Origin of the sequence: Rhodococcus sp. (in: high G+C Gram-positive bacteria) (genome assembly GCF_049299235.1) — a bacterium.
Classification (GTDB): Bacteria; Actinomycetota; Actinomycetes; order Mycobacteriales; family Mycobacteriaceae; genus Rhodococcus.
In genome coordinates, this window is the sequence record NZ_JBAQXC010000114.1 from 1 (window position 1) to 12,757 (window position 12,757).

10 protein-coding genes and 1 pseudogene are annotated in these 12,757 nt (G+C 67.1%); 4 read left to right on the forward strand and 7 right to left on the reverse strand.

Going from position 1 to position 12,757, the window contains the following annotated elements; translation table 11 throughout:
- Window positions 1-893, forward strand: a pseudogene (locus WAX14_RS06780) (Hsp70 family protein); the annotation flags it as partial.
- Here WAX14_RS06780 and WAX14_RS06785 read toward each other — a convergent pair.
- Window positions 881-2,119, reverse strand: a complete 1,239-nt coding sequence (locus tag WAX14_RS06785) for an FAD-dependent monooxygenase (RefSeq protein WP_422627328.1) — start codon at window positions 2,117-2,119, stop codon at window positions 881-883. The pseudogene WAX14_RS06780 and the gene WAX14_RS06785 overlap by 13 nt on opposite strands.
- A gap of 192 nt (window positions 2,120-2,311) precedes the next feature.
- Between WAX14_RS06785 and WAX14_RS06790 the strand changes: the two genes are divergently transcribed.
- Both WAX14_RS06790 and WAX14_RS06795 read left to right on the forward strand, forming a co-directional pair.
- On the forward strand, window positions 2,312-3,265 hold the full coding sequence (locus WAX14_RS06790; protein WP_422627329.1) for a TetR/AcrR family transcriptional regulator C-terminal domain-containing protein: 954 nt from the start codon (window positions 2,312-2,314) through the stop codon (window positions 3,263-3,265).
- Window positions 3,266-3,307: 42 nt separating this feature from the next.
- Complete coding sequence (locus tag WAX14_RS06795) at window positions 3,308-4,774, forward strand: hypothetical protein (protein ID WP_422627330.1); 1,467 nt, start codon at window positions 3,308-3,310, stop codon at window positions 4,772-4,774.
- A gap of 300 nt (window positions 4,775-5,074) precedes the next feature.
- On the opposite strand, the gene WAX14_RS06800 is transcribed toward WAX14_RS06795, so the two are convergent.
- Window positions 5,075-7,102, reverse strand: a complete 2,028-nt coding sequence (locus tag WAX14_RS06800; RefSeq protein WP_422627331.1) for an Hsp70 family protein — start codon at window positions 7,100-7,102, stop codon at window positions 5,075-5,077.
- An 89-nt stretch (window positions 7,103-7,191) separates the two neighbouring features.
- On the opposite strand from WAX14_RS06800, the gene WAX14_RS06805 reads away from it, so the two are divergent.
- Complete coding sequence (locus WAX14_RS06805; protein ID WP_422627444.1) at window positions 7,192-8,166, forward strand: pseudouridine synthase; 975 nt, start codon at window positions 7,192-7,194, stop codon at window positions 8,164-8,166.
- 19 nt (window positions 8,167-8,185) lie between these two features.
- Here WAX14_RS06805 and WAX14_RS06810 read toward each other — a convergent pair whose 3' ends face one another.
- The 5 genes from WAX14_RS06810 to WAX14_RS06830 form a co-directional block, all read right to left on the reverse strand.
- Window positions 8,186-8,551 carry a DUF2255 family protein gene (locus WAX14_RS06810; RefSeq protein WP_422627332.1) on the reverse strand — a complete coding sequence of 122 codons (366 nt, stop codon included), beginning with the start codon at window positions 8,549-8,551 and terminating at the stop codon, window positions 8,186-8,188.
- Window positions 8,552-8,636: 85 nt separating this feature from the next.
- Window positions 8,637-9,029, reverse strand: a complete 393-nt coding sequence (locus tag WAX14_RS06815) for a hypothetical protein (RefSeq protein WP_422627333.1) — start codon at window positions 9,027-9,029, stop codon at window positions 8,637-8,639.
- Complete coding sequence (locus tag WAX14_RS06820; protein WP_422627334.1) at window positions 9,026-9,445, reverse strand: (R)-mandelonitrile lyase; 420 nt, start codon at window positions 9,443-9,445, stop codon at window positions 9,026-9,028. The genes WAX14_RS06815 and WAX14_RS06820 overlap by 4 nt, the downstream gene beginning before the upstream one ends.
- Window positions 9,415-11,967, reverse strand: coding sequence for an excinuclease ABC subunit UvrA (locus WAX14_RS06825; RefSeq protein ID WP_422627335.1), 2,553 nt, complete (start codon window positions 11,965-11,967; stop codon window positions 9,415-9,417). The genes WAX14_RS06820 and WAX14_RS06825 overlap by 31 nt, the downstream gene beginning before the upstream one ends.
- On the reverse strand, window positions 11,964-12,701 hold the full coding sequence (locus tag WAX14_RS06830; RefSeq protein ID WP_422627336.1) for a TetR/AcrR family transcriptional regulator: 738 nt from the start codon (window positions 12,699-12,701) through the stop codon (window positions 11,964-11,966). Before WAX14_RS06830 ends, WAX14_RS06825 begins: the two co-directional genes overlap by 4 nt.
- Window positions 12,702-12,757 lie beyond the last annotated feature (56 nt).

A 12,757-nucleotide genomic window follows, 5' to 3' on the forward strand; every position in this document is an offset into this window, starting at 1 on the left:
GGGGTGGGTTGCAGGCGTTGTATCTGACCGGTGGTTCGTCGCGGATCCCGTATGTGCATCGGCGGTTGGCGGAGCTCGGTCCGATCGCGACGTTGGACGACCCGAAAACGGTGGTGGCCAAGGGCGCTGCGGGGTTCGTCTCCGGCGGACGCGCCACCGATCCGATTCTGCTGCGCGACACCGAGATTCTCGCCCGGGGGGCCGGTCGGCCCCAGCCGGTTCCTCCGGTCGGGGTGCGCGGTCCCGTCCCGGCGTCTCCTCGTTCCGCGGCACCGAAGAAATCTCGTAAGCCGCTGGCGGTGGCCGGTGCCGCGGTCGCGGCCGTTCTCGTCGCCGCCGGGGCGGTATTCTTCGTCACCCGACCGGATACGGCCCCGGCGGCCGCGACCGCATCGGCCCGCGCTCTCGCCGTGGTCGACGGAACGGAACCTCTGGACAGTTCCGCTCCCGCCGCGACCGCGGACTCGACGTTCATCAGCGAATCCACCGACGACGTGACCGCGCTGCTGCCGTCGAAACTCGTCATGTCGTCGAGCACGTGCGCGAAGTCGGGTACGTCGGAGAACGACGCACTGCAGGTGCGTTGCCTGATCAACGTGAACTCGGGTCTCGGCAAGGCGATCGGCATGGAACCGAGCGACTACCTGGGTGTCACCGCATGGCGCGACGACAAGTACGCGCGGTCGCATCTGATCGAGTTGCGGGACAACATGACCGACGATTCCACCACGATCACGTCACCCGAGGGGAACCGTGTCGTCCGATACACCACGAACGGCTCGGTCACCTCGTTCGAACTTGTCGACACGTCCCGCGGATTGCTCGTCGAGTTCCCCAGCCGCACCGTCGATCAGGGTACGGCGCTGCTGAAGGAACTGGGCTACACCGCCTGAACGTGGCCAACACCCGTGTGCCTTTGTGGCCCCTCCGACGGCCCAAAAGGCACACCGTCCGGGGCGAAGAAGAGGCGCCGCGCGATGGGCCGACCGAGGCGACTCGTCATCGCGCGGGTGAGCAACTGCCCGGCACGAATCGTGAGTGCGCTCGCAGGTGCGTACATCCTCATTCCGCCACCCGGCATCTGTTGTCCCCGTTTCACATACGGGCGCATGGTCGTTTCGTACCGCTCGAACGCGCGACGGTGGTCGCCGTGCGCGTCGGCAAGTTCCCCGGCCAGCACGTATGCCCCGACGAGTGCGAGACTCGTACCCATGCCGGTCAGGGGGCACGGGCAGTACCCGGCGTCGCCGACAAGCACGACCCGGTCTCGCGACCAATGATCCATGTGCACCTGCACGATCGCGTCGAGATAGAAATCGTCGGCAGCCCGGGCGGCATCCACCAGCACCGGGACATGCCAACCGGCACCGGCGAACCTCTCGGCGATCAGGCGGCGTTGGGCATCGAGATCGTCCCGATCGTAGACCAGCGGCTTCGACGCGAATGCCAGCGACGCCTTCATCGTCGCCGGGTCGCGATCCGGGCGTATGGAGGCGACCAGCCCGCCCGGCGCCTGGAACATCTCGTACCAACCGTCCGTCCCCACCGCACTCGGGGCCGTGAACCACGCGGTATAGCCGCCGACAGGCCGTACGAAACGCTCCTCGGGGCCGAAGGCCATGCGTCGCACCGCCGAATGCGGGCCGTCCGCTCCCACGACGAGATCGACTGTCCGGGTGGTTCCGTCGGACAGCGTGGCGGTCACCGCATCGGCGGTGCCGGTAAGTGCGGTGATTCGGGTGCCGAAGAGATACTCGGCGTGATCGGCGGTGGCAGTGTAGAGGAGGCCGGCGAGATCGCCTCGGAGGATTTCGATTTCGCTGACGATGCCGTGTCCGCCGAAGGCGTCGACCGGCATCTCGGCACGGTGCCGGCCCGCAGCGTCGACCCACGTGATGCCCTTCTGATCCAATGAGGCCGCACGGGCGACCGGCATCAGGTGCATCTTCTCGACGACGGTGCGACCCGCGCCCCGCAGGTCGACCGTTTGACCGCCGGGACGGATGCCCGGTGCCGATTCGACGACGATGACGGTCCATCCGTACGTGTGGAGCCAGTAGGCGAGTGCCGGACCGGCGATGCCGGCTCCGCTGATCAAGGCGGTGTTTGTGCGGGTCATGTCGGACTCCTCGCTCGCGGGACATCTGATGGACGTCCTCTCGATCTACCGTCCAAATTACGATGTACGCGTGTGCACTACCAGTGGTGCATCGACAAAAGTGCCTCGATATCGCAGTATGTGCACTAGTACGATCGGCACGTATCAGAATCTACGTACGCACCGCACTAGTACAGTGAGCGAAGGAACCCCATGACCCCGCCGTATCTGCAGATCGCCGAATCACTCCGCGACCGCATCACGTCGGGCGCACTACGACCGGGGCAACCGGTGCCCTCGACCCGGAAGATCGTCTCGGAGTGGGGCGTGGCGATGGCCACGGCGACGAAAGCCCTCACCGAGCTACGCAACCAAGGACTCGTTCGCATGCTGCCCGGAGTGGGGACCGTGGTCGCCGAGCAGTCCGGTACAGACGCGAACGATCCACCGATGTCGCCGCCGCACACGCGGCACGGTCCGATCGTTCTGTGTGCCCTGCGGATAGCAGACACCGAAGGTATCGAGGCGCTGTCGATGCGGCGGATCGCCGCCGACCTCGGTATCGCACCGATGTCGCTGTACCGGCATGTGACGAACAAGGAGGAATTGCTGCTGCTCATGCGGGAGAGCGCCTTCGGTGACATCGCGCTGCCCGACCCTGCGGATCGAACCTGGCGGGAACAACTCGAACTGTCCGCCGTCGCGCTGTGGAAGGTATATCGGCAGCATCCCTGGCTGGCGCGCACGTCGTCGCTGACCAGGCCGCACGCCGGGCCGAACCAGTTGCGCTATTCGGAGTGGCCCCTGCGGGTTCTCACCGAACTCGGCTTCGACGCGGAAACCGCGTTCCTGCTGCATGTCACGCTGTTCAACCTCGTGCACGGCACGGCGGCGAGCCTCGAAGCCGAGACACACGAGCAGGCCGCGACGGGTCTGGACGCGGACCGGTGGGTCCGTCGCCGCCACGAGCGAGGCGTCGCACTGATCACGTCCGGGTACTACCCGTACGCGGAGCACGTGTTCCTCGGCGGCAGCGTGGACCTCGACCTCGACGATGTCTTCGCCACGGCACTTGCCACGATGCTCGACGGGATCGCCACCCGGATAGGTGATGCCCCGTGTGCCTTTGTGACCCCTCCGACGGCCCAAAGGGCACACGGGGTCTGAGCCGCTGGCCGGTAGCGACGAAATGCCGCTACGGTTCTGCCTGTGGCACCTACTGTTCGCTGGTTTGCTCTAGTTGTACTCTTCGGCAGCGGTGCGCTCGCCGCGTTCGCGATCCGGGAGTCGGCGGCGTTCGACTTCGAATACGCGACCCACCTCGGATGGACCGGCATCTTCGTCACCCCGCAATGGGCCGGGACGGTCGCGGCAGTAACCGCGGGCGGCACGCTGGCGGCGTTGCTGCACAGCGGAAATCGAACTGCGGTCGCGATGACGACACTCGCGGGCGCGGTGGCGATCGGCGCGCCCGATATCGCCTCGGTGGCGACCGCGCCGGCCGGCACCATCAACGCGATCGGTGCAGGGTTGTTGCTCGCCGCGGCCGGCTACACAGCGGCCGGGAGTCGCGATCGGTTGGTCGCCCTGTCCATCGGCGTACTCGCCGCAACGATGTTCTTCGGGGTGACCGGGCTGTGGCGCGTCCCGACCGACCGGTGGGCGGTCACGCTGCCGGGTGAACCATTCTATGTCGCAGCCACCGTTCCACTACCGATCCTGATCGCCGCGGTGGTGGTTCTCGGCGCGGTGATCTTCACGACGAACCCGCCCGGTTCGGCTGTGGACCGCCGGTCGGTGCTCGCCGGAATTGGCCTGCCCGTGATCTTCCTGATGCTGTACATCGTCCTCGGTTCCACCGAGTCGGGGCCGATCTCATGGACGCTCGCGGTCGTCCTCGCGGTCGCCGCGGTCATCGGTGCAGCATGGTGGCTTCCCACTCTACATGGGCGAGTATTATTGCTGGGCTTGGCATTCGCCGCTGTGACGATCGGTCAGGTTTCTTATTCCACCGGCTCGGAACGGTGGCTCCTCGGCGGTGTCTTCCTGCTCGCGGGAGCCGCTACCGGGCGGAGATATCCGAGCGTGGCGCTGCCGGTGGGGTTGGCGCTGCTCGTCGTCGTGACCGCCACCGGACTGCTTCCGAGCGGCGGCAGTGCCGGTCACGTGATGATCGCCGCGTATGCGTTGGTATTGCCGGGCATACTCGGGCTTTCCGTCGCATCTGTCCTGTCCACCACCACGGTGCATCCGCCGACCGTTGAGCGCCGCGACACTTCCGCTCGCGATGACGTTCTTCGCGGTTTCCGCTCCCACCGCGCCGGTGGAGTTGGCGTGGTCGAACGGATATCCCCCATCGAGCCCGGGGATCGTGATCAGCGTTGTCACACCGCTTCCGGGTGCTGTCGTCGCCGCAGCGGTGACCGTCGCCGTCGCGGCATTCGGCATCCTACGGCCGTTGGTACCGAGGCACCCACCGATGAACGACTGAGCACCAACAGTTTTCGTATCAGGAAGGTCAGAAGTACACGTAGATCGGACGGATCGGGTTGGGAATCAGCCGTAGGTCGTGCGGAACATCGTTCGTGTCGTACTGAACGCACTCGTGGATCTGCACGTAGTGCCCGTCGCCGCGACATTCGATGGTGCGGGCGGCGCCGTACGGGCTCAGGATGATCGGCTTGTAGACGTTCACACCGATCAGAGCGCCGGGGTCGAGAGGTGCGACGAAGTAGTCGGTGCGGTCACGAACCGCATTGAAACCGTACGGGTCGTCGGCGGGTTCCGCCGAGGCCACCGCGGTTGCTGTCAGAAGGGCCCCGACTGCGATTGCGGCGGTCGCGAAAATACGAGCGAACACGAGCGTCCTCCTTCGAGTGGTGAACCCACGTCATTCGCACATGATAGGGCCGATCGAGGACGTTCGTCGGAAGACCGACTCCCCCGTCGTACCACTTGATCACCCGCGTTGCCCGATCACCAGATCTCGTGATCGCTGTCGGACACCGTGAATCCGTGCTTGCCTGCCCCACATGTGATACCGGCCGATTCGGCAGCGGAGCAGGTGAACGGCCCGACGATCAGTGACTCTCCGTACGGCAGGGTCAGCGCCAGCCGGTCCGGATCCATGAACATGATGTCGCCGATGCTGACGAACTCGGGACGCGCCGCCACGGCCATGACCACCGAGTTCGGGGGTACCAACGCGTCGGGGGCGCCACTGCCCGCCACTTTCGGGGCGTTCTCGGGCATCGTGCCCTGGCAACCGACGATCGGATCGCTCCTCATGAGGATCGCGCACTCGAATCTGCTGTTTTCGGAGACGAAATAGTAGGTGGTCTGGTCGGCGCTGCGGTAGTCGTCCGGATTGGCCTCGACCGGAGTCGCCCGAGTCGTCGTCGTCGTGGTCGTGGTTGCGGTCGTCGTGGTCGGTGCGCCGGCGATGGGCGTGAGCTGCAGGTTCCGCAGACCGAGCGCGAAGTCGTCGGGCGCGACCTTGACGTAGCCATTTCCTTCCACGACGGCGTTCTCGAGAATGCAGTCGGTGGCTCCGCCGAGGCAGGACAGTCGTTCCCAGTAGCCGCCCGACGAATCCAGGGGGCGCACCGCGTATTCGCCTGGTGCGATGTCGGTGCCGACCTGTAAAACGTCGGTCGCCGGAAGTTGCTGGGTGGTGGTGAGCGTGCCGGTCACCGCGGCGTCCGCGTCGGCGGTGTCGGTTCCGGAATTGCTCCACACCACCGCGGCCGCGGCCCCGATCGCAACAGCGACCGCGACAGCCGACGCCACCACGATCGGCCACGTCCGGCGTCCCGGTGCCGGTGCAGCCGGCTCCGGGGCCGAGAACGACGACGCCGGCCCCGGCGCAGGGACCGGGTTCTGCATGACCCACGTCGGCGCGGGCTGCGGCGCCACCACACGATCCGCGACCGGAGACCGATCAACAGCGAGCAGAGCACCTTGTGCAACAACAGTTTTCGGATCGTCGAGTGTGGCGATCGGGCCGAGTTGCCCGATACGCGCGTGGACCAGCGGGGTGCGCGCCGACCCCCCGGTCAAATACAACGCCGCGAGCTGACCCGGCATCACACCCGCATCGGTGAACGTGGTCCGGGCCAGCGTTGCGGCCTTGTCGATGTCCCCCGCGATCAACTCTTCGTATTCGGCACGGGTGATGGTGACCGTCTTCCGGTACCGGCCGGTGTCGACGGAAATCGACGCGCTCGGCGACTCCGACAACAGTTCCTTCGCCCGCCGAACCTGCTCGTCGACCGCCCGTTGCACGTGCATCGGGGCGGCGCGCAGCGCATGCGCAGCCTCCGACTCGTCGGCCAGTGCTGCTTCGACCCACCGATGCAACCGCGCATCGAAGTTCTTGCCGCCGAGACCATTGTCGCCGCGAGCAGCGACCACCTCGAACGTGCCCGCGCCGGTCGCGGTGAGGACCGCGACATCGAGGGTGCCGCCGCCGAAGTCGAACACCGCCAGCTTCGTACCGGGTTCGGTGCTGGCAGCACGACTGTAGTGGTGCGCCGCGGCCCGCGGTTCGGACACCGTGATGACGATCCGCGGGTCGATGCCCGCACGGGCGGCGGCGTTCCTGAGCACCGCGATCTGACCGGGGGACCACGCCTCCGGGTGAGTGAGCACCACCCGGCTCGGCATCTGCCGGTTGTGCGCCGCCAACGCCCGATCGAGGACGGTGGCGAGAACCCCGGAGATCATCGCCTCGACGGCGATGTCGGCACCGCCGATCCGCACCGACGAAACCTGCCCGACAAGTCGTTTCGGGGACGGTACGAACACCGCGGGATTCCGGTCGGCTTCCGCGGCCGCCGCGGCTCCGGTCAGGACCGTTCCCCCGGCGCCGATCGCCACGGACGAGGGCAGCAAGTAGCCGTGATGGGTCAACGCCAACGTTTCGATACGCCCCGACACCGCGCTGGTGTGCGCCGCCGCGGTATTGGATGTGCCGAAGTCGATCGACAACGCCCAGCCGTTCATGACACTCCCATTCGATGTACCGCTCGGCCCGTGCCGGAAACATCATGCCGCACGCCGCCCGCGATACTCGACGCCCGCCACTCGGTGGGATGATGACGCGTGTGCCGATGCCCTCACCGCTGCCCGTCCGGAACGGGATCGGACCCACCCGACTGCGCGTTCCCGTCGCCGGCCCGTGGGCGACGATCGCCGAGTACGTGGTCGCGAAATTCGACCACCTGGACCCCGACGACCTGCGCCGACGGTTCGACACCGGACAGATCGTCGGTGCCGACGGCGGTCCGGTCGACCGGACCGCAGCGTTGGGCACGCACCTATTCGTCTGGTACTACCGCGACCTCCCCGAAGAAGACCCGGTGCCGTTCCGCGAGACGATCGTGCACATCGACGACGATCTCGTGGTGATCGACAAACCCCATTTCCTGCCGACCACACCGGGCGGACGCTATCTGCGCGAGTCGGCGCTCGTGCGTCTGCGGACGCGCCTCGACAACCCGGATCTGACGCCGATCCACCGACTCGACCGGGCGACCGCCGGCCTGGTGATGTTCTCGGCGCGGCCCGCGACGCGCGGCGCCTACCAGTCCCTGTTCGAGAAGCGACAGGTCGGGAAGGTCTACGAGGCGGTGTCGGCGTTGCCTGCCGACTGGGACGACGACGCACCCGTGCTGGCCGGCCGCGCCGTGCCCGTCGTCTACCGCAACCACATCGAATCGCGCCGCGGCGAACTGCGGGTCGTCGTCGATCCGTCGCGCGAACCCAACTCCGAGACGGTGATCGACGTGGCGGCGACCGGTTCGAGTGTGTCCGGCCGCGCGGTGCTGCACACGATCCTGCGCCCGCACACCGGGCGGATGCACCAATTGCGGGTGCATCTGGCGGCGCTCGGCGCCGGTATTCTCGGCGACCGTTGGTATCCCGACCTGCTACCCGAGGAACCGGATGATCACGGCCTCCCGCTCCAACTGCTCGCTCGGGAACTGGAATTCACCGATCCTCTGTCCGAGATACCGCGACACTTCGTCACCGGCCGGACGTTGAGTGAGGCACCCGTACGGCGGTGACGTACCTCGGGGTGGGTGCCTATCGCGGTTCCACCCGCAAGGTGGTGGCACGCGCGTCGAGACTCGTGATCGAACGGGTCGCGGAACTCTCGCCGTACTTGGCGGCATAGGCCACATCCACGGCGTCGTCGGCCGAATCGTCCGGGATGTAGGTGACGTCGCGGGTCGTCCCGTCCCAGCTGATGGTGCCCTCCAGGGATCGGAGTACGCCGCGATACCACTGTCCGTCGGAGCCCCGCACGGAGCGGACGTAGACGTCACCGTCGACGACGACGTGCCACACGATCACCGGGGTCCGCACCGTTCCGTCGCGGCGCCGGCCTGCGACGCGGATCTCGCCGACACGTTCGAGGGAGCGACGATCGTTCTCGTTCCAGGTACTCACAGTTCTTCCTTTCTCGGATGTCAACGACGGCGTGCGGTGGAGACCAGTTCGTGAGCGCCGTAGCCGATGAACGGCACCAGGACCGTCAGCACGGCCAGCAGGCGGGCCGGGCGGCGGCGATCCGCTTCTCCACCGCGTCGCGACCGCCGACTATCTGCGCCTGCACGCTCTTGCCGAATTCCACGCGTGTTTCCGGAGTGGACGAGGACCGGCCGGGCAGCGGCAGTTCGATGCCGGCGGCGGCGAGGACCCGGAACTGGCTCAGTCCGCCCGCCGCGAGTGTCGCGCCGAGTTGCACCAGCAATCGGGTCCGCACGTCGAGCGATTCATCCAATACGGCTGCATCGGAAAGCGTTTCGTCGTATGTGAAGTTGTCGAAGTAGTCGGCCATTTCCGGGTCGGTGCGAGCCAGAGTCGAGGCGTGCTCGCCGAAGAGCTCGGTGCGGTTGCGTCGGGCGTCGTCGCTCGTCGCCGTCACCGGTCCACTCCCGCCGCATGGTGTGCCGCGGTGTAGTCGGAGTCGGCGACCGGTTCGAGCCACGTGGTGGCATCTTCGGGGCCGGAGCCGTCGACGATCGCGTAGTGGCACATCATCGTCTGTGCCGTGCCGCCGTGGAAGTGCTCCTCGTCCGCGGGAATCCATACGCTCTCCCCGGCACGCAGGGCGACGGTGTCGCCGCCGCGGGAGCCGACCAAGCCGACCCCGTCGGTACAGACCAGCAACTGACCGTTGGCGTGGGTGTGCCAATTCGTGCGGGCACCCGGCGTGAAACGGACCAGGCCGCAGGTCAATTCCGAGGTGCCGTCGCCGTCGAACAGCATGTTCAGGTACACATCGCCGGTGAAGTTGGCCGCGGGTGTTTTCACCGTCGGTGTCGGCTGGTTCTTCTGCACGGTGTTGCCTCCTTTGTACGAATCGTTTCATCACTTCGCAGATGTCGGGCGAGATACGGCGCAGTGAGCGATGCAGGATCGTGCGCGACCTCACGCGGTGTTCCGGTGGCGACGACCCGGCCGCCCTCGTCCCCGCCGCCGGGACCGAGATCGATCAGGTAGTCGGCGTTCGCGATCAGGTCGAGATCGTGCTCGATCACGATGACGGTGGCACCGCGGTCGGTGAGACTCTGCAGCACGGTCAGCAGCACGCGGACGTCGAGTGGATGCAGCCCCACGCTCGGTTCGTCGAGCACGAACACCGCATCGGCCTGGTCGCGGTGCATCTGGCTCACAAGTTTCAAACGCTGTGCCTCGCCGCCGGACAGCGAGGGGGTCGCCTCGCCGAGAGTGAGGTATCCGAGCCCCAACTCGTCCAGGCCGGACAGCCGACGGCGCACCCGCGGCAGATCGGCGGTGTGCGCCGCGGCATCACGGACCGTGCAGCGCAGCAGAGCCGGCAGCGAGATGCCGTCGCGGAGGTACGCGTCTGCACGGGGCGCGAAGCGGCTCCCGTCGCAGTCGGGGCAGACGATGTCGACATCGGGGAGGAACTGCACGTCGAGGGAGACTTCACCGGTGCCACCGCATCGTGGGCAGGCCAATGAGCCGGTGTTGTAGGAAAAGTCGGATGCGGCCAGTCCGGCGTCGCGGGCCGCGTCGGTGTCGGCGTACGCCCTGCGTAATTCGTCCATCACCCCGGAATAGGTGGCCACCGTGGAGCGGACGTTCTGGCCGATCGGGGTCGCGTCGACCACATGGACTCTGATGCCGTCCGGTGCCGTGAGCTCCCGCACGTGCGCCGGAACCGCCGCGCGGTCCGTGCCGGACCGTGCGTGCAGAGCGGGGACCAGGGATTCGAGGATCAGCGTGCTCTTGCCCGATCCGGAGACTCCCGTGACCGCAGTCAGCCGGCCGAGTGGGATGTCGATGTCGAGGGGGTGAACGGTGTGGATGGCATCGGTCGCGAGGTGGATCGTCCCGTGGGCGAATACGTTCGCCGGATCGGCTGTGGCGCGGACAACGACTGGTTCGTCGCCGGTGAGGAAGCCCGCAAGAAGCGAGCCGGGGGCGTCTGCGAGAGCACCGGGCGCAGCATCGGCGATGACGGTGCCGCCTTCGGTGCCGGAGCCTGGGCCGATCTCGATCAGCCGGTCCGCCTCCCGGAGAACCTGCACGTCGTGGTCGACGAAGACCACCGAATTGCCGTCGGCGAGCAGGTCGCGCATCACCCCGAGCAGACCGTCGACGTTGACCGGATGCAGGCCGATGGACGGCTCGTCGAGAACATAGAGGACGCCGGTGGTGCGGTTGCGGACGGCCCGGGCCAATTGGGCGCGCTGTCGCTCGCCGGTGGACAGGGTCGAGCCTGCTCGGTCCAAGGTGAGGTAGCCGAGGCCCAGTTGCACCAATCGGTGTGCCATGTCGAGCACGGTCTCGGTCAGTGCGCGGGCCATGCCCTGCATGTCGGCCGGCAACGTTGCGGGAACATCGGGTATCCACGCAAGCACGTCGTCGAGGGTCTTCGCGGTGACCTCCGCCAGGTTGAGCTCGCCGATCCGCGGTGCCCGTGCTGCGGGGGCGAGTCGGCTGCCCTGGCAGTCGGGGCAGACACCTTCACGAAGGAAGCGACCGACCTTGGACAGCCGCCTCTCCGTGTCGGCGCGCTCGAGTTCCGCGGTGACCGTCAGCCGAGCATTGCGGAAGGTGAAGTCGAGTTCATGGATCCCCTTCTTGCTGGTGACAACGATGTGTTTCTTCTCTTCCGGACCGTCGAGCACGATCTGCCGTTCGTCGTCGGTCAGCTCGTTCCAGGGCACGTCGGTGCGTACGCCGAACTCACGGGCGATGTCGGGTTGCACGTTGAACCCGAACATCTGCCACGGGAGCACGGCCCCGCCGTCGAGGGTCTTGGTGGGGTCGGGGACGAGCGCCGCGTCGTCGACCGCGCGCACGACGCCGGTGCCCTGACAGCCGGGGCACGCGCCGGTGGAGTTGAAGGACAGGTCTTCGGCGCTCGGCGGATGTACTTGTTCGCCGCACGTCGGGCAGCTGAACGCGACCTCGGCGGCGACGTCGATCGTCGGTGGCACCCGATGTCCGTTGGGGCACACGTGTGTGGCGAGCCGGGAGAACATCAACCGCAGCACGTTCAGCAGTTCGGTGGAGGTGCCGAAGGTGGAGCGGATGTTCGGCACACCAGGGCGTTGCCGCAACGCCAGCGCTGCGGGCACGTGCTCGATCGAGTCCACCGCTGCACGGGGTGCCTGGGACATCCGGCGGCGCGTGTAGGTGGACAGGGCCTCGATGTAGCGGCGGGACCCTTCGGCGTACAGCACTCCCAGCGCCAGCGAGGACTTGCCGGAGCCCGATACCCCGGCGATCCCGACCAGGGAGCGCAGCGGTACATCGACGTCGATTCCGCGCAGATTATGTACCCGAGCACCTCGGACCGCGATGTGGTCGGGCTGCGATCCGGTCATGACACGCCTCGGTCTCGGTCCTCGATCGTCTCGCCGGGGCTCCCGGCCGACTGCCCGGTCCGCTCCGGTTGGAGCAGTGTGTGTGCCTCGGCAGTCGTCAACGGTGGAACCGGCAACTCCGACCGGGCACCGGGGTGCGCCCTGAGTCCGTCGATCGCGATCCACAGGTACCGGCGGAACAGCTGCTCGACGTCGTCGCGGCCGTCGAGGACCGGGCCGTCTTGCGCCACCACTGCCACGGCACTGAATGCGATCTGCAGGAAAATCAGGTCGGTGCCGGTGACGTCGGCGCGCAACACCCCTGCCGATCGGGCACGTTCTGCCACACGATCAACCAAGGGGGCGAGGCGGTCTCGGCTCTCGTCGTACTTCGCAGGACGGCCGTGCCGGCCGGCGAAAATCTGCGCCATCCCGCGATCCCGCGCCTGCAGAGCCAAGGACTGCTCGAGGTAGCGAACCAGCCCGACCCAGGGGTCCGGCTCGTCCAGAGCGGCACGCAGAATCTGCTCGATCTCCTCGTTCTGGCGTTCCAGGATCGCGTCGACGAGCTCGTCCTTGTTCGCGAACCGTCGGTAGGCAGTTCCGACGCCGACACCCGCATGGTGGGCGACGTCGTTGAGCGTGACGCCCAACCCGCGCTGCGCGAACAACTCGCGACCGGCAACGAGCAGACGTTCGCGGTTGAGCGCCGCGTCCTTGCGCAGCTTTCGATCGGTCGCACTCGTCGAGGTCATGACGCAACGATACATCAAACGGATGGACAATATCCATATAATGGATACTCTAGCTA

Bases quoted from the DNA above. Each gene is read 5' to 3' on its own strand.
- WAX14_RS06785 (WP_422627328.1), bottom strand. From the start codon at position 2,119: ATGACCCGCACAAACACCGCCTTGATCAGCGGAGCCGGCATCGCCGGT.
- WAX14_RS06830 (WP_422627336.1), bottom strand. From the start codon at position 12,701: ATGACCTCGACGAGTGCGACCGATCGAAAGCTGCGCAAGGACGCGGCG.
- WAX14_RS06790 (WP_422627329.1), top strand. From the start codon at position 2,312: ATGACCCCGCCGTATCTGCAGATCGCCGAATCACTCCGCGACCGCATC.
- WAX14_RS06800 (WP_422627331.1), bottom strand. From the start codon at position 7,102: ATGAACGGCTGGGCGTTGTCGATCGACTTCGGCACATCCAATACCGCG.
- WAX14_RS06825 (WP_422627335.1), bottom strand. From the start codon at position 11,967: ATGACCGGATCGCAGCCCGACCACATCGCGGTCCGAGGTGCTCGGGTA.
- WAX14_RS06805 (WP_422627444.1), top strand. From the start codon at position 7,192: ATGATGACGCGTGTGCCGATGCCCTCACCGCTGCCCGTCCGGAACGGG.